This window comes from Halorubrum sp. B53 (assembly GCF_059752395.1).
On record NZ_MWTH01000005.1, the window covers coordinates 220820 to 235328 of the forward strand.

The 14509-nt window shown below is 70.2% G+C and carries 19 protein-coding genes; 10 read left to right on the forward strand and 9 right to left on the reverse strand.

The window, feature by feature from the left end; genetic code table 11:
* The first annotated feature begins 50 nt into the window (after positions 1 to 50).
* The 4 genes from B4V06_RS04530 (at position 51) to B4V06_RS04545 (ending at position 1875) form a co-directional block, all read left to right on the forward strand.
* A complete protein-coding gene (locus B4V06_RS04530; RefSeq protein WP_498167756.1) occupies positions 51 to 293 on the forward strand; it encodes a hypothetical protein in 243 nt (80 codons plus the stop codon).
* On the forward strand, positions 290 to 1132 hold the full coding sequence (locus B4V06_RS04535) for a beta-keto acid cleavage family enzyme (RefSeq protein ID WP_498167759.1): 843 nt from the start codon (positions 290 to 292) through the stop codon (positions 1130 to 1132). Before B4V06_RS04530 ends, B4V06_RS04535 begins: the two co-directional genes overlap by 4 nt.
* Before the next feature lie 99 nt (positions 1133 to 1231).
* The gene (locus tag B4V06_RS04540; protein ID WP_123113399.1) at positions 1232 to 1492 is read left to right on the forward strand and encodes an antitoxin VapB family protein; all 261 of its coding nucleotides are present in this window, start codon (positions 1232 to 1234) and stop codon (positions 1490 to 1492) included.
* Positions 1489 to 1875: a PIN domain-containing protein gene (locus B4V06_RS04545; RefSeq protein ID WP_158606070.1), complete on the forward strand. Its 387-nt coding sequence runs from the start codon at positions 1489 to 1491 to the stop codon at positions 1873 to 1875. The genes B4V06_RS04540 and B4V06_RS04545 overlap by 4 nt, the downstream gene beginning before the upstream one ends.
* 97 nt (positions 1876 to 1972) lie before the next feature.
* Here B4V06_RS04545 and B4V06_RS04550 read toward each other — a convergent pair whose 3' ends face one another.
* Complete coding sequence (locus B4V06_RS04550; protein ID WP_498167763.1) at positions 1973 to 3844, reverse strand: acetyl-CoA carboxylase biotin carboxylase subunit; 1872 nt, start codon at positions 3842 to 3844, stop codon at positions 1973 to 1975.
* A 130-nt stretch (positions 3845 to 3974) separates the two neighbouring features.
* On the opposite strand from B4V06_RS04550, the gene B4V06_RS04555 reads away from it, so the two are divergent.
* Positions 3975 to 4193 carry a DUF7987 family protein gene (locus B4V06_RS04555; RefSeq protein ID WP_123113396.1) on the forward strand — a complete coding sequence of 73 codons (219 nt, stop codon included), beginning with the start codon at positions 3975 to 3977 and terminating at the stop codon, positions 4191 to 4193.
* A gap of 206 nt (positions 4194 to 4399) precedes the next feature.
* On the opposite strand, the gene B4V06_RS04560 is transcribed toward B4V06_RS04555, so the two are convergent.
* Complete coding sequence (locus B4V06_RS04560) at positions 4400 to 4756, reverse strand: DUF8022 family protein (RefSeq protein ID WP_123113395.1); 357 nt, start codon at positions 4754 to 4756, stop codon at positions 4400 to 4402.
* A complete protein-coding gene (locus B4V06_RS04565; RefSeq protein WP_123113394.1) occupies positions 4756 to 6300 on the reverse strand; it encodes an acyl-CoA carboxylase subunit beta in 1545 nt (514 codons plus the stop codon). The genes B4V06_RS04560 and B4V06_RS04565 overlap by 1 nt, the downstream gene beginning before the upstream one ends.
* 301 nt (positions 6301 to 6601) lie before the next feature.
* On the opposite strand from B4V06_RS04565, the gene B4V06_RS04570 reads away from it, so the two are divergent.
* From B4V06_RS04570 to B4V06_RS04585, 4 genes are all read left to right on the forward strand, one after another.
* On the forward strand, positions 6602 to 7240 hold the full coding sequence (locus tag B4V06_RS04570) for a 50S ribosomal protein L1 (protein WP_123113393.1): 639 nt from the start codon (positions 6602 to 6604) through the stop codon (positions 7238 to 7240).
* Positions 7237 to 8283 (forward strand): 50S ribosomal protein L10, encoded by a 1047-nt coding sequence (locus tag B4V06_RS04575; protein ID WP_498167768.1) that lies wholly within the window; start codon positions 7237 to 7239, stop codon positions 8281 to 8283. The genes B4V06_RS04570 and B4V06_RS04575 overlap by 4 nt, the downstream gene beginning before the upstream one ends.
* Before the next feature lie 18 nt (positions 8284 to 8301).
* The gene (gene rpl12p / locus B4V06_RS04580) at positions 8302 to 8646 is read left to right on the forward strand and encodes a 50S ribosomal protein P1 (protein WP_123113391.1); all 345 of its coding nucleotides are present in this window, start codon (positions 8302 to 8304) and stop codon (positions 8644 to 8646) included.
* Between the two features lie 127 nt (positions 8647 to 8773).
* Positions 8774 to 8965, forward strand: a complete 192-nt coding sequence (locus B4V06_RS04585) for a hypothetical protein (protein ID WP_123113390.1) — start codon at positions 8774 to 8776, stop codon at positions 8963 to 8965.
* A 74-nt stretch (positions 8966 to 9039) separates the two neighbouring features.
* Here B4V06_RS04585 and B4V06_RS04590 read toward each other — a convergent pair whose 3' ends face one another.
* A complete protein-coding gene (locus tag B4V06_RS04590; RefSeq protein WP_498167772.1) occupies positions 9040 to 9741 on the reverse strand; it encodes an SWIM zinc finger family protein in 702 nt (233 codons plus the stop codon).
* A gap of 193 nt (positions 9742 to 9934) precedes the next feature.
* Between B4V06_RS04590 and B4V06_RS04595 the strand changes: the two genes are divergently transcribed.
* Complete coding sequence (locus tag B4V06_RS04595; RefSeq protein ID WP_123113389.1) at positions 9935 to 10150, forward strand: DUF7472 family protein; 216 nt, start codon at positions 9935 to 9937, stop codon at positions 10148 to 10150.
* A gap of 13 nt (positions 10151 to 10163) precedes the next feature.
* On the opposite strand, the gene B4V06_RS04600 is transcribed toward B4V06_RS04595, so the two are convergent.
* The 5 genes from B4V06_RS04600 to B4V06_RS04620 form a co-directional block, all read right to left on the reverse strand.
* On the reverse strand, positions 10164 to 11375 hold the full coding sequence (locus tag B4V06_RS04600; protein WP_498167775.1) for a DNA primase: 1212 nt from the start codon (positions 11373 to 11375) through the stop codon (positions 10164 to 10166).
* A gap of 54 nt (positions 11376 to 11429) precedes the next feature.
* Positions 11430 to 11960, reverse strand: a complete 531-nt coding sequence (locus B4V06_RS04605; RefSeq protein ID WP_123113387.1) for a DUF5518 domain-containing protein — start codon at positions 11958 to 11960, stop codon at positions 11430 to 11432.
* Between the two features lie 7 nt (positions 11961 to 11967).
* Positions 11968 to 12645: an HVO_2922 family protein gene (locus tag B4V06_RS04610; protein WP_498167778.1), complete on the reverse strand. Its 678-nt coding sequence runs from the start codon at positions 12643 to 12645 to the stop codon at positions 11968 to 11970.
* Positions 12646 to 12741: 96 nt separating this feature from the next.
* Positions 12742 to 13374: a protein sorting system archaetidylserine decarboxylase gene (locus tag B4V06_RS04615; protein WP_123113385.1), complete on the reverse strand. Its 633-nt coding sequence runs from the start codon at positions 13372 to 13374 to the stop codon at positions 12742 to 12744.
* A gap of 2 nt (positions 13375 to 13376) precedes the next feature.
* Positions 13377 to 14426: an AAA family ATPase gene (locus B4V06_RS04620; RefSeq protein ID WP_498167780.1), complete on the reverse strand. Its 1050-nt coding sequence runs from the start codon at positions 14424 to 14426 to the stop codon at positions 13377 to 13379.
* Positions 14427 to 14509 lie beyond the last annotated feature (83 nt).

Below are 14509 nucleotides of genomic sequence, written 5' to 3' on the forward strand. Positions count from 1 at the left end.
GGGTCGTCCCCGACGCGTGGTTTCAAGCCGCTCCCCCGCCTCCGTCCGCCATGGCTGAGACGTGTCCGCACTTGGCGTACCGCGAGGAGGGCGACGGGCGGTCGTTCGAGACGGCGCGCGCGTTCTGCACCGTGACGGAGTCGTTCGTCCAACCCATGCGCGCCGACGTCTGTAACGCCCGATACGAGCTCGACCCCGCCCGGGACTGCGAGTTCTACGTCGAGCCGGACGCGGAGCCGGGGTCGGACGCGTCGACGGACGACGGGAGCGAGGCCCCGGACGCCGACCGATGACCTACGACGACTACCTCGACGGGAAGCCGACGGTCATCACCGCCGCGCTCACCGGCGGCGTCCACGGGAAGGAGGCGCATCCGGACCTCCCGGAGACTCCCGAGGAGATCGCGTCGGCCGCGGCCGCCTGCGAGGCGGCGGGCGCCAGCGTGCTCCACCTCCACGCGCGCCGCGAGAACGGGGAGCGCGCCTTCTCGGCCGAGCGCTTCCAGGAGGTCGCCGACGCGGTCCGCGCGGCCACCGACGACGCCGTCCTCCAGCACTCGACCGGGGGGACCGCCGCCCCGGACGCGCTCCGACACGAACCCCTGCGAACCGACCCCGCCCCGGAGATGGCGTCGCTCGACATGGGCCCGCTCAACCGCTACGACCGGCTCACCTCGGAGAACACCCGCGAGCTGGTCGCGTCGCTGCACGCGGAGATGAAAGAGCGGGAGATCAAGCCCGAGCTGGAGGTGTTCAACGACGGGCACCTCAACGAGTCGCTGTCGATCCTCGACGACCTCGAGGACCCGCCGTATCTCAACTTCCTGTTCGGCGGCGGGACGACGTCGCCGCCGCACCCCCGGAACCTGCTGAACCGGGTCGAGGCGCTCCCGGAGGGCGTCGAGTTCAACGTGATCGGGTTCGGCCCCCACCAGCTCCCCATGACGACCCAGTCGCTGCTGCTCGGCGGCCACGTCCGGGTCGGGCTGGAGGACAACCGGTACTACGAGCAGGGGGAGCTGGCGACGAACGAACAGCTCGTGGCGCGGGCGGCGCGGATATCGGAGGAGCTCGGGCGGCCGGTGGCGACGCCGGATCAGACGCGGGAGCTACTGGGACTGCGTGGGCGATAACGGGAGTCCGCGCCGCAGATCTCGGCGGTGACACGCTATTTAACTAATGCGGACGACGGCCAACATTAATGTGTACACAAACCCATACACAAACAGACGATGGCAACGAAGAACATCGGTATCAAAGAGGACGTCTACGAGCGACTGAAAGCTCACAAACGCGGTGACGAGAGTTTCAGCGAGACGCTCGATCGCGTTCTCGGCGAACTCGACTCCGACTGGCGGACGAACGCCGGCTTCCTCACCGACGATGAAGCCGCGGACCTCGAAGCGGAGGTCGAGAACGGCCTCGAGGACGCCGACGAATCACTCGACGAACTCGGTGGCGAGGTCGACGAAGGGCTCTCGGGGAACTCGTGAGGCTCGTCGATTCCTCGTTTCTCGTCGACTACGCCAGAGGTGACGAGGCCGCGATTTCCTACTTGGCCGCGCACGATGACGAAGAGATCGGGGCGTCGACTATCGTCCTCTCCGAGCTCTACCGCGGATTGATGATCACCCGGGAGATGACGCGGGAGGAAGCGACGTCGAAATACGAGTGGGTGGAGCCGGTACCGTTCACGAACGAAACGGCCGCGGAAGCCGCTGCAATCTACGTCGAACTCCGGGCCGACGGAGCGATGATCAACAAGAGTGACATCTACATCGCAGGTACTGCGCGCTCTCTCGGCGTTCCGCTCGTCGTCGGCGACGACCACTTCGATGCCGTCGGAGAACTACAGGTCGAAACCTACCGAGGGTGAGTCTTTCCTCTCGAACTCAGCCGCTGATCTGCTCACAAGCGGCGCCAGCGAACTCGATCCGATTTAAAAATTACCGCGGCTCGGGGAGGCCGCCCTCCTACTCCAGCACGACCAGCACGTCGCCCATATCGACGCTGTCGCCCTCGCCGACGTGGACGCTCGCGACGGTGCCGCCGCGCTCGGCGACCACGTCGTTCTCCATCTTCATCGCCTCGAGGACGCAGACCACGTCGCCCGCGGCCACCTCGTCGCCCTCATCGACGTCGACCGAGAGGATCGTCCCCTGCATCTCCGCCGCGATCGCCTCGCCGCCCTCGGCGACGTCGACGCCGTCGTCGCCCCCGTCGTCGTCTTTCGCCTGTGGGGGCCGCTCCTGACGACCGCCCGACCCGCCGCTCGCGGGCGTCGGGATCGCGGGCGCGCCGCGCTCCTCTAACTCCACGTCGAAGCGCTTCCCGTTCACCTCGACGGTGAACTCGCGCTCGGTCACCTCCTCGTCGCCGTCGTCGCTCGACGCCGACTCGGTCCCCCACTTCTCCTGGGCCTCGACGACCAGGTCCCGGTCGAGCTCCTCGTCGAGGTACTTCGTGGTGTGGGTGCCCGCGACGAACCGCTCGTCGTCGAGCATGAGCCGGTGGAACGGGACGACGGTGACGACGCCCTCCAGGTCGTACTCCGCGAGCGCGCGCTTCGACCGGGCGAGACACTCCTCGCGGTCCCCGCCCCACACGATCAGCTTCGCGATCATCGAGTCGTAGTCGGTGACCAGCTCGTCGCCCTGCCGGAGCGCGTCGTCGACGCGCACGCCGATCCCGCCCGGCGGGTCGTACGTGTCGAGCCGCCCCTCGTTGGCGGGCTGGAACTCCTTCGCCGCGTTCTCGGCGTTGATCCGGAACTCGATGGCGTGCCCCTCCAGCTCCACGTCGCCCTGCGAGACCGAGAGCCCCTCGCCGCTGGCGACCCGGAGCTGCTCTTTGACGATATCGATCCCCGTCAGCTCCTCGGTGACGGTGTGTTCGACCTGGATGCGCGTGTTGACCTCGAGGAAGTAGAACGGCGTGTCGGGGCCGAGCGGCTCCGACGGGTCGCGGTCGAGGTCCTCCTCGACGAGGAACTCGACGGTGCCGGCGTTGGTGTAGTCGGCGGCGGCGACGCCGCGGCGGGCGGCCGCACCGATCTTCTCGCGCAGTTCGTCGGAGAGCGCGGGGGAGGGGCCCTCCTCGATCACCTTCTGGTGGCGGCGCTGGAGCGAGCAGTCGCGCTCGCCGAGGTGGACGACGTCCGACTCGTCATCGGGTCCCTCGCCCTCCTCGCCCGCGTCCGCGACGATCTGCACCTCGACGTGGCGCGGGTTCTCGAGGTAGCGCTCGAGGTAGACGGAGTCGTTCGAGAAGTACGCCTCGCCCTCGCGCTTGGCCGACTCGAGCGCCTCTTCGGCCTCAGCGGCGCTCTCGACGACCTTCATCCCGCGGCCGCCGCCGCCGCCCTCGGCCTTGATCGCGACGGGGTAGCCGTGCTCGTCGCCGAACTCGGTGACTGCGTCGACCTCGGTGACGGGCTCGGTCGTCCCCGGGACGATGGGGACGTCGGCGTCGTCCATCACCCGGCGGGCGTGGGTCTTCTCCCCGAGCCGCTCCATCGCGTCGCTGGCGGGGCCGACCCAGGTGATCCCGTCGGCGGCCTCGACGCGGGCCGCGAAGTCGGCGTTCTCGGCGAGGAAGCCGTAGCCCGGATGGATCGCGTCGGCGTCGGCCGCGCGCGCGGCCTCGACGACCGCCTCGCCGTCGAGGTACGAGTCGGCGGCGCGGGCCGGACCGACGTTGTACGCCTCGTCCGCGTACCGAACGTGGCCGCCGTGTTTGTCCGCGTCGCTGTACACGGCGACGGTGTCGACACCCAGCTCCGCACAGGCGCGCATCACCCGAACCGCGATCTCCCCGCGGTTCGCGACGAGAACCTTGTCGAACATTCCTGCACCTTCATTCCACCATAACCCACCTCATTCTATCGGTCCGCGACGACGACCGAGCGATCCGCGATCCCGCCGTCCGTCCTCGCGCCCGAGACGATTAAGGGGATCCCGGACGCCAGTTCCGCCCATGCTCTCGCCCGGAAACCCCTACGTGCTGCCGTCGACGCTGGTCGCCGCGGCCGCGTACCTCGCCGCGACGCTGCTGACGGACGCCTCGATCCTGATCCGGATCGGGCTCCTCGTCCTCCTCGCCGGCGTCGTTCCCATCGTCATCAACCGCCTCCTCGGCGGCTCGACCGCGGAGGCCGCGACAGAGGAGGGCGTCGAGGAGCCGCCCGAGGCGTGACCACAGATATATAAGCTGCCGAACGTATCTCCGAACGCACCCTGTGAAGGGTTCGCGTGGCGAGGCCCGCTCGGGCGCTCGCCGGGGGAATGCACGCGCTCGGACGCTCTCGCGTCCGGGGGCCGGTGCTCGAAACGACCGAGCGGCGGCTCCGTCCCGAGCGTCGCTCGGCCGAAAACGCCATCCTCGTCGGAGGCGCCGTCGCCTCAGAAGCGGTCGGCGCGGCCGGCCGCGGTCCACGGGTCGGTCGGCGCGTTCTCCGGAACGCGGACCGACCGATTGGTGAGCCGGTCGACCCGCCCGGCGAACGACCACCGCTCGCCGTCCCAGCCCTCGTCCGCGTCCTCGGCCGCGGCGGCCGCCGCGGCCAGCTCCCCGTCGCGGAGGTGCGCCGCGACCGCGGCGGCGATGGCGGCGGCCTCCGCGTCGTCGGCGTCGTCGGGAATCGCCAGCCCGTCGAGGACGGCGGCGACCGTCGGGCCGCGCGGATCGCTCTCCGGGTCGGTCGATCCGGCGTCCGGGTCGGAGGTGTCGCCGTCCGGGTCGGGGGTGTCGGCCGCCATCAGATCGGGATGTTGCCGTGTTTCTTCTCGGGCTGGTCCGAGCGCTTCCCCTTCAGCATCTGGAGGTCGTCGATCAGCCGCGCGCGCGTCTCGGCGGGCTCGATCACGTCGTCGACGAAGCCCCGGTCGGCGGCGCTGTACGGGTTCGCGAACTCCTCGCGGTACTCGTCGATGAGCTCCTGCCTGCGTGCGTCGGGGTCGTCGGCCGCCGCCAGCTCCTCGCGGTAGAGGACGTTGACGGCCCCCTTCGGCCCCATCACCGCGATCTCCGCTGTCGGCCACGCGTAGTTGACGTCGCCGCCGATGTGCTTCGACGACATCACGCAGTAGGCGCCGCCGTACGCCTTCCGGGTGATCACGGTGAGCAGCGGGACCGTCGCCTCCGAGAAGGCGTACAGCAGCTTCGCGCCGTGGCGGATGATCCCGTTGTGCTCTTGGTCGGTGCCGGGCATGAACCCGGGCACGTCCTCGAAGGTGAGGATGGGGATGTTGAACGCGTCGCAGAAGCGGACGAAGCGCGCGCCCTTCTGGCTCGACTCGATGTCGAGGGTGCCGGCGTTCACGCGGGGGTTGTTGGCGACGATCCCGATTGAGTGGCCGTCGAGCCGCGCGAAGCCGACGACGACGTTCTTCGCGAAGTTCTCTTGGACCTCGAAGAAGGAGCCCTCGTCGACGACGCTGCCGATCACCTCCTTCATGTCGTACGGCTTCCGGGGCGCGTCAGGGACGATGTCGGCCAGCTCCTCGTCGGCGCGCTCGGGGTCGTCCCACGGCTCGACGCGGGGCGGGTCTTCGACGTTGTTGGCGGGGAGATACGAGAGCAGCCGCGCGATGTCGTCTAAGGCGTCCTCCTCGCTCTCCTCGGCGAAGTGGGCGACGCCCGAGGTCGACGTGTGGGTGACGGCGCCGCCGAGCTCCTCGAAGCTCACCTCCTCGCCCGTCACCGTCTCGATGACGTCCGGGCCGGTGATGAACATGTGCGAGGTGTCTTTCACCATGAACGTGAAGTCCGTGATGGCGGGCGAGTACACCGCGCCGCCGGCGCACGGGCCCATGATCGCCGAGATCTGGGGGATCACGCCGGACGCCTCCGTGTTGCGCCGGAAGATCTCCGCGAAGCCGCCGAGCGAGGCGACCCCTTCCTGAATCCGGGCGCCGGCGGAGTCGTTGAGGCCGACGACGGGCGCGCCGACGTCCATCGCCTTGTCCATCACCTTGCACACCTTCTCGGCGAACACCTCGCCGAGCGAGCCGCCGAAGACGGTGAAGTCGTGCGCGAAGACGAACGTCTTCCGGCCGTTCACCTCGCCGTAGCCCGTGACGACGCCGTCGCCCGGGATCTGCTTCTCCTCCATCCCGAACTTGTGGGTCCGGTGGGTGCGGAACCGATCGAACTCGTGGAACGTCCCGTCGTCGAGGAAGTAGTCGATCCGCTCGCGCGCGGTCATCTTCCCCTTCTCGTGTTGGGACTCGATCCGGTCCTCACCGCCTCCCAGCGCCGCCCGATCGCGGCGCTCCCGGAGGTCCTCGATACGGTCGTCCATCGTCACGCCGGACCACCCTGAGTCATTACCTCGTGGGTCGGCGAGCGGCATCAAAAGGGTTCCCCTATCCGACGTTTCGGAGTTCGACGCGCGTCGAAATCGGGGACCGCGGAGGGTCGCTTCCGCTCCCGACACGCCTCCGACCCACTACCTCTCGACCGCCCGCACGAGCCCTGTCGCCGGTTCACACGGGGACGGGCGGTTCGACGCTTTTAAACCTCCGATGGACCACTCTCCGGTGAGACAGGCTTCGCCTGTTTCACTGACCCGTAGGAGCGACCTGCGTACTACGGAGGTGAAAATGGCAGACACAATACAAGAGGCCGTAACTCTCGCACTCGACGATGCGCCCGAGCGGAACTTCCGCGAGACCGTGGACATCGCGATCAACCTGCGAGACCTCGACCTCAACGATCCGTCGAACCGCATCGACGAGTCCGTCGTGCTGCCGGCTGGAACGGGGCAGGAGACACAGATCGTCGTCTTCGCGGAGGGCGAAACCGCCGTCCGCGCTCAGGAAGTCGCTGACGAAGTGCTTGACAGCGACGACCTCGAGGACCTCGGAGACGACGACGACCGCGCAAAGGATCTGGCCGGCGAAACCGACTTCTTCGTCGCAGAGGCCAGCCTGATGCAGGACATCGGTCGGTACCTCGGTACCGTCCTCGGTCCGCGCGGGAAGATGCCTACCCCACTACAGCCGGACGACGACGTCGTCGAGACCGTCAACCGGATGAAAAACACCGTGCAGCTCCGGTCCCGCGACCGGCGCACGTTCCACACCCGCGTCGGCGCCGAAGACATGGGCCCCGACGCGATCTCGGACAACATCGACGTCATCATCCGGCGGCTCGAAGCGAGCCTCGAGAAGGGGCCGCTCAACATCGACGGGATCTACGTGAAGACCACGATGGGTCCCGCCAAGGAGGTGCCCGTATGAGCTCGGTCCGCAAGACCGAGACGATCCCGCAGTGGAAGCGCGAGGAAGTCGACGAGCTCGTCGACTTCATCGACTCGTTCAACTCCGTCGGGGTCGTCGGCGTCGGCGGCATCCCGAGCCGACAGCTCCAGGCCATGCGCCGCGAGCTGCACGGCTCGGCCGACGTCCGCGTGAGCCGCAACACGCTCACCACTCGCGCCCTCGAAGAGGTCGACGACGGCGTCGAGGAGCTGACCCAGTACGTTTCGGGTCAGGTCGCGCTCATCGGCACGAACGACAACCCGTTCGGCCTCTTCAAGCAGCTGGAAGCCTCGAAGACCCCCGCCCCGATCAACGCGGGCGAGGTCGCCCCCAACGACATCGTCATCCCCGAGGGTGACACCGGCGTCGACCCGGGACCGTTCGTGGGCGAGCTCCAGACCATCGGCGCGGCCGCGCGCATCCAGGACGGCTCGATCATGGTCACCGAGGACTCCACGGTCCTCGAGGAGGGCGAGGTCGTCGACGAGGACCTCGCGAACGTCCTGGTCGAGCTCGGCATCGAGCCGAAGGAAGTCGGGCTCGACCTCAAGGGCGTCTACTCGGAGGGCGTCCTGTTCGAGCCGGACGAGCTCGCCATCGACGTCGACGAGTACGCGGCGGACATCCGGTCCGCCGCGGCCGCCGCGCGCAACCTCTCGATCAACGCCGAGTACCCGACGGCCGCCACGGTCGGCAGCCTTCTCGCGAAGGCGTCCGGCGAGGCGAAGTCCGTCGGGCTGTTCGCCGAGATCGAGAGCCCGGACGTCGTGCCCGACCTCATCGGGAAGGCCGACGCCCAGCTCCGCGCGCTCGCGGCCCAGATCGACGACGAGGAGGCGCTCCCCGAGGAGCTGCAGGGGGTCGAGGCGGCCCCTGACCCGGCTCCGGAGGCGGACGACGCCGACGAGGAGGAACAGGCGGAGGAAGACGACGAGACGGACGACGTCGAGACGACCGACGACGACGCCGACGAGGACGACGGCGACGACGGCGGCGAGGGTCTCGGCGCGATGTTCGGCTAACACTACGAGGACACACCAATGGAATACGTTTACGCTGCGCTCATCCTGAACGAGACTGGCGAAGAGATCAACGAAGAAAACGTCACCGGCGTGCTGGACGCCGCCGGCGTCGACGTCGAGGAATCCCGCGTCAAGGCGCTCGTCGCCGCGCTGGAGGACGTCGACATCGAGGACGCCATCGAGACGGCCGCCGCGGCCCCCGCCGCCGGCGCCGCGTCCGGCGGCTCCGCGGACGCTGCGGAGGCCGACGAGGCGGACGAGAGCGACGACGAGGCCGACGAGGCCGAGGAAGCGGCCGACGAGGCCGACGACGACGAGGACGAGGGCGACGGCGGCGAGGGCCTCGGCGAGCTGTTCGGCTAACGCCGGCCGCTCACCGCGACCCCGACCGTCGTTCCGACCGACCCGACATTTTATCGGAACTCGCTATCTCGAGTGATAACGCCGGGCGCGACTTTATGTACCGATCGCCGGAAGCCTCGGCCGTCAAATGAATATCGTCGACGGCGACAAGGTCGAGTGCGACCGCTGCGAGTCGGTGTTTCCCATCGGAGACGTCTCGCTGCTCGAGAAGGAGACGAACCGCGACTACGAGCGGGCGCTGTGCGAGGCGTGTCTCGGCGCCGTCGGCGTCCCGAGGGGGTACACGCTGCGGCGGGACATCAGCCATCTCGCCGGCTGACCGGGTGCCACCGCCGCGGGCGGACGAGTTCCGGCGCTCGCCGTCGTCGCTCCGCCGCCGTCGTCGACCTCGGCTCACTCCCGTCGCGGACGGACGAGCCGCGAAGCGGGGAAGGCGTACCGCTCGCAGTCCGCCACGCCGCGCCCCGGGCGGACCGCGTCGGCGTACACGGCCTCGACGACGGGCTCGTGGGCGCCGTACGCGGCGTTCGTGGCGTACTCGTCGACGGTCCGGTCCTCCTCGGTCCGGTAGGCGTCGGCCCGCTCGGTCGTGACCGCCACGACGACGACGCGCTCGTCGGTCTCGCGGTCGCGGACGACGTCGCCCGGCTCGAAGTCGTGGCGCGCACAGAGGTGCGCCCCCGGATCGTCGAGCGGGACGAACGTCTCCGCGCCGCAGACCGCGCAGGCGCCCACGCGCTCGTCCGGGGCCGGGACCGACCCTTCGGTCACCTCGATGGCGACGCGTCGGAGGTGCTTACACCGGGAGCCGCGGATCGCGTGGTCGGGACAGGTACAGGTGCCGGCGTCGAGCGCGACCACGTAGGTACCGCCGTCGGTCTCGACGACGTACCGCCGGTCGCGGAGGGGGCGCACCGTCATCTCCTCCGCGGTGGCGCGCGCCGACCGATCGTCGGTGTCGGCGTCCGGAGAGCGGTCGGCGTCGTCGACCGCGGGCGAGTCGCGTCGCTCCGAGGCTCGCTCCGCCGGCGGCGCGGCTCGGGCGACGTCCGGTTCGGGGGCTGCCGACGCGGGCGGGTTTCGGGGGTGCGTCATGGCTGACCGCGAGGGGGGCCCTCGCTTCGCGTCGAGATAGGTCCCGTGAACGGTTAAATTCGCCGCCGAAGGGAGTCAGACCCGAGATATTCGGGAGTCGCCGTCGGCGACGACCGGGTTCGATCACCGGCGGGACCGACCTCCGGCCGCCCTCATCGAAGTCCTTTTTAAGCGGCGACGGGAACTCGCGGGCATGGAAATCGACGCGGAGCTCCGTCGGCAGATCACGGTCTCGCTGCTGGCGGCCGCCGTCTTCGTCGCCGGGCTGGTCGGGATCGGGGTCACGTTCGGCGGGTCGTCCGGGCTCCCCGAGTCCGGCGCGATCGCGCTCATCGGACTGCTGACCGGATTCGTTCTGCTGATGGCGCTCGTCGGAGCGTATCTCATCCGCGCGAAGGACGACGAGTAGGCCGGCGGCGCTTTTATTTCGTTTCGCCCGATTCCGCGGTCTCGCCCGCTTCCGCCCCTTTCACCTCTTCTCCTCCGCCTTCGCGGTCCCGCCAGTCGATGATCTCGTCGGCGGCCGCGACCCGCTTCTCGTAGTACGCGAGGGGGTCGGCGGCCACCTGCATGTGGTCCTCCTCGTTGTGACAGATCCCGTAGTTCGCCAGCGTCTCGCAGGTGGGCGGCGGGTACTGCGTGCCGCGGTCGTCTTTTAAATACTCCGTCTGGTAGCGGATCCCCTCCGCGTCGAGGCTCGTGTCGGCGCAGAACGTCACCACCTCGTCCGGCGTCATCCCGATCCCGACGAGGAACGCCATCAGCGCGAACGACTCCGGCGGCGAGAGGTCGGCGTCGCGCTCGGCCTTCTCGATCAGGTTCGTCATGCACGGCGGGAACAGCTCGGGGGCGACGACGTCGACCGGCCCGGTGTAGCTCCGCTCGGAGAGGAGGCGCTTGAGGTCGGCGACCCCGTCCTCCAGCTCCGCGGCGATCCCCTCGCCGGCGGCCAGCTCGAACGGGAGCCCCTCGCGCACCCGCTCTTCCACCGCGGCCTCCAGCGCGTCCAGCAGCTCCTCGCGGGAGACGCGCACCGCGCCGTCGGCGAGCGCGCGGTTGACGAGCCGCCACGAGGGCCCCCACGAGGGCGACGTGAGCCGGAGGTACGGTCCCGCGTCGATCCAGTAGTGGGCGGGGTCGCGGCCGGGGGACCCGGCGCCGGGCGTCCCCGTTCCGGCCGCTCCGCCTGCCCCCGATCTGCTCCCCGACGGCTCCGGGCGCACCGCGTCGGCGAGGTCGAACTCGGCGAGCACGTCGTCGAGGGCGACCGTCGGCGTCGACACCGACCGCAGCTCGTCGTCGGTCGCGAGGTCGTCGCGGATCCGGTCGACCGCGGTCGCGGCCTCCGCGGCGGCGTACTTCTCGATGGCGGGCTCGGAGTCGAGCAGCGAGACGAGGATCCGCGCGATGGGATACGACAGTAGCTCCGCCTGCACGTCGTACGCGGACTCCCCGGGGAACGCCCCGCTCTCGGATTCGACCGTCCCGTCCATCAGGGCGCGCTCGACGCGTTCGCGCCCGCGCTCGACGGCCGGCGCGTCGGCCGCGACGAGCTCCGGGAGCGACACCGCGGCGTCGGCGACGGCCTCGCGGGCGGCCGCGAAGAACGGGTACTTGGCGTCGAGCGCGTCCATGTCCGACCCGAGGTAGCGACGGGCGTCGAATAAGCGGTGCGGTCCGCGGCCGCGCTACAGCCGGCCGCGGAGGTAGTGTCCGAGGTAGCCGCCGATCACGCCCGAGCCGAGGGTGTAGGCGGCGCCGATTCCGACCACGAGGACGGCGAATATCCCGAACTCGGCCGGCGCTCCGGCGAACCCGAACAGAAAGAGCATGAAGGCGACCATCGCGACGAACGGCAGCGTCATCACGAGGCCCGCGACCGCGCCCGTCTTGAGCCCGTCCGCGGACGTGCCGCCGCAGAGGTAGCCGGCGGCCGCGCCGCCGAGGACGGTGGCGAAGGGGACGAACGACAGCACCGAGCCGACGACCCCGCCCAGCACGCCGTAGAGGAGGAGGTCGGCGGCCTCCGCGGGCGCGTCGTCACCGGGGGAGAGGAGCCCGTCCGAGCCGGCGTTCGGGCCGTCTCGATCCGTGGCGATGCCGTCGTCTGTATCGCGTCGGGTCCGCGCGTCGTTGGCGTCGCTCCGGGTGTCGTCGTCGCTCTGGGCGTCGTCGTCGCTCCGCGCGTCGCCGGTGGGGGAGGAGTCGTCGGGGACCATCGCCGGGTTACTCCTCGCCGCCCTCGGCCGGTTCGTCGCCGTCGAGCTCTTCGACCGCGGCGCCCGGCGCGTTCGACTTCACGCTGTTGAGTCCCTGTTTCGCCTTCTGTTTGGAGGCGTACCCCTGCCCGCCGTCGGCGATGATGTTCCCGTTGCCGTGGCGGAGCCGCCAGCGGTACTTGTCGCCCTTGTCCCTGAACAGCTCGAAGACGGCGTCGCTCCCGCCCTCCTCCGGCGCTTCCTCGTCGCGGTCGACGTCGATCACGTGCGCGCCCGGCGCGTTTCGCTGGACGCTCTCGATCCCCGACTTCGCGTCGCGCTTGTCGGCGTACCCCTCGCTGCCGTCGGCGATGATGTTCCCGTTGTCGTGGACGAGCCGCCAGCGCCACTGCTCGGCGCTGTCGGCGTACAGCTCGAAGGTCCCCTTGCTCGCGGCGGCGTCGACGTCGACCGCGCCCTCCTCGTCGTCGAACTCCATCTCCACCTCGAAGTGGACGGTGCCGTCCGCGCGTTCGAGTTCGACCTCGATATTGGACTCGGCGGCGGGATCGACCGTCACCGTCCCGGCGTCGTCGATCGGAACCGGCTCGCCGCGGCCGAGCGCTCGCGCGATGCGCCGGAAGTAGGTCGCCAGCGCCTGTCGGCTTCGCGACTGCTTCGACTCGTGGATCGTTTCTTCGGGCATACACGTCTCGTCTCGGAGGCGGCACACAAAACCCTATGGCCGCGCGAGGGTCGGCTCCCTCCGGCGGCGGGCCCCGGTCGAGTCCGGCGATGACGGTCAGTCCCGCTCGGCGATGATCGTCTCGCCCGCGCGGACGGCGTCGCCCTCGCGCACGAGGAGGTCGTCCTCGTCGATGTCGGCGGGGCAGATTACGTCGGCGCGGGAGCCGAACGAGACGTGGCCGACGCGCTCGCCGCGCTCGACGGCGTCCCCGGGCTCCACGCTGGGGTGGATCCGACGGGCGAACCAGCCGGCGATGACCAGCAGCTCGTACTCGCCGAAGTCGATCGCGACCTGCTCGTTGCGGTCGGACTCCTTGCTGAACGCGGGCCGGTTCGCGCCGGGGCGGTGCCGGACTTCCCGGACCTCGCCCGCGATCGGCGCGCGGTTCACGTGGACGTCGGTGACGTTCATGAACACGCCCACTCGCAGGCGGCTCCCCTCCTCGCGCACGACCGAGACGGTGCCGTCTGCGGGCGCGACGACGACCCCCTCGGCGTCCGGGGTGTCCCGGTCGGGGTCGCGGTGGAACCAGAGGACCCCGAACGCGAGCGCGAGCAGCCCGGCGCCGACCGGCGGGAGGAGGGGGAGCGTCGCGGCCCCGAGGAGGGCGGGCGCGAGCGCGAGCCGCCACGCCTCGTCGACGACGGGGAACGGGAGGACGCGCGCGAGCGGCGGATTCCGGGCCATCGTCAGGCCTCCACCGGCTCCCGGAGGTCGGGTCGGAGCTCGGTGCGACCGGCCGCCCACGCGGCGAGCAGGTGGGTGAGGTGGATCCGGTCGTCGAGGCCGTCGGTGAGGTCGAGGTCGGCCTCGCCGGCGAGCACGTGGAGCCGCGCGAGGTCGTCGCCGCCGTACTCGGAGCCGGCGCGGGCGACCCGCAGGACCTCCCGGAGGAGCTCCCCGCCGTCGTACCCCCCCTCGTCGAGCAGGTCGTCGAGGGCCGACCGCGCGTCCGCCAGGTCGCCGGCGCGGGCGTCGGCGAGCGCCTCGCGGATCGCGTCGTCGTCGCCGACCTCGCCGAGCGTCTCGTAGGCGGTCGACATGGTGATCTCGCCGCCCTCGACCGCGGTCGCCTGCGCGGAGAGGATCGCCTCGCGGAGGTCGCCGCCGGCCGCGCTGGCGACGAACTCCAGGCCGTCCCCGTCGTAGTCGACGCCCTCGCGCTCGCAGATCGTTTCGAGGACGTCGATCGTCTCGTCGGTCGTCGGCGCGCGCACCCGCACCGGGAAGCAGCGCGACCGAATCGGCGCGATGAGCTTCGACGGCTGTCGGGTGGCGATCACGAACTGCGTGGTGCGGTGGTGCTGCTCCATCACGCGCCGGAGCGCCTGCTGGAAGTCCTCGCGGATCGACTCGGCGTTGTCGAGGAGGACCGTCTTGTACTCGCCCGACATCGGCGCGTACGACGCCGACTCCTTCAGCACCCGGTTTATCATGTCGCGTTTCGCCATCCGGCTCCGCCCCTGCAGGAACCCCTCGAAGCGGGGGTCGGTCCGGATCTCCTTTTTCGTCCGGCCGAAGAAGTCGGCGACGTTGATCTCGATCAGGTCGCTGTCGGGGTTCTCGTGGGCGGCGCGGGTCAGCGCCCGCGTCGCCGCCGTCTTCCCGACCCCCGGCGGTCCCTGCACGACGAGGTTCATCGGCTCGTCGACCGCGCGCTCCAGCCGCTCGCGGGCCTCGTCCTGTCTGATCTCGTCGAGCGCGGGAGCGTGCGCGTCGATCCACAGCGGTCCGTCCATGCCGTGTCCGTCCGGGACGCGCGCTCAAGAATCGGTCGGTCGATGCGCCGAACCGGGTCGGGTCGCCCCGGCGGTCGGGGACG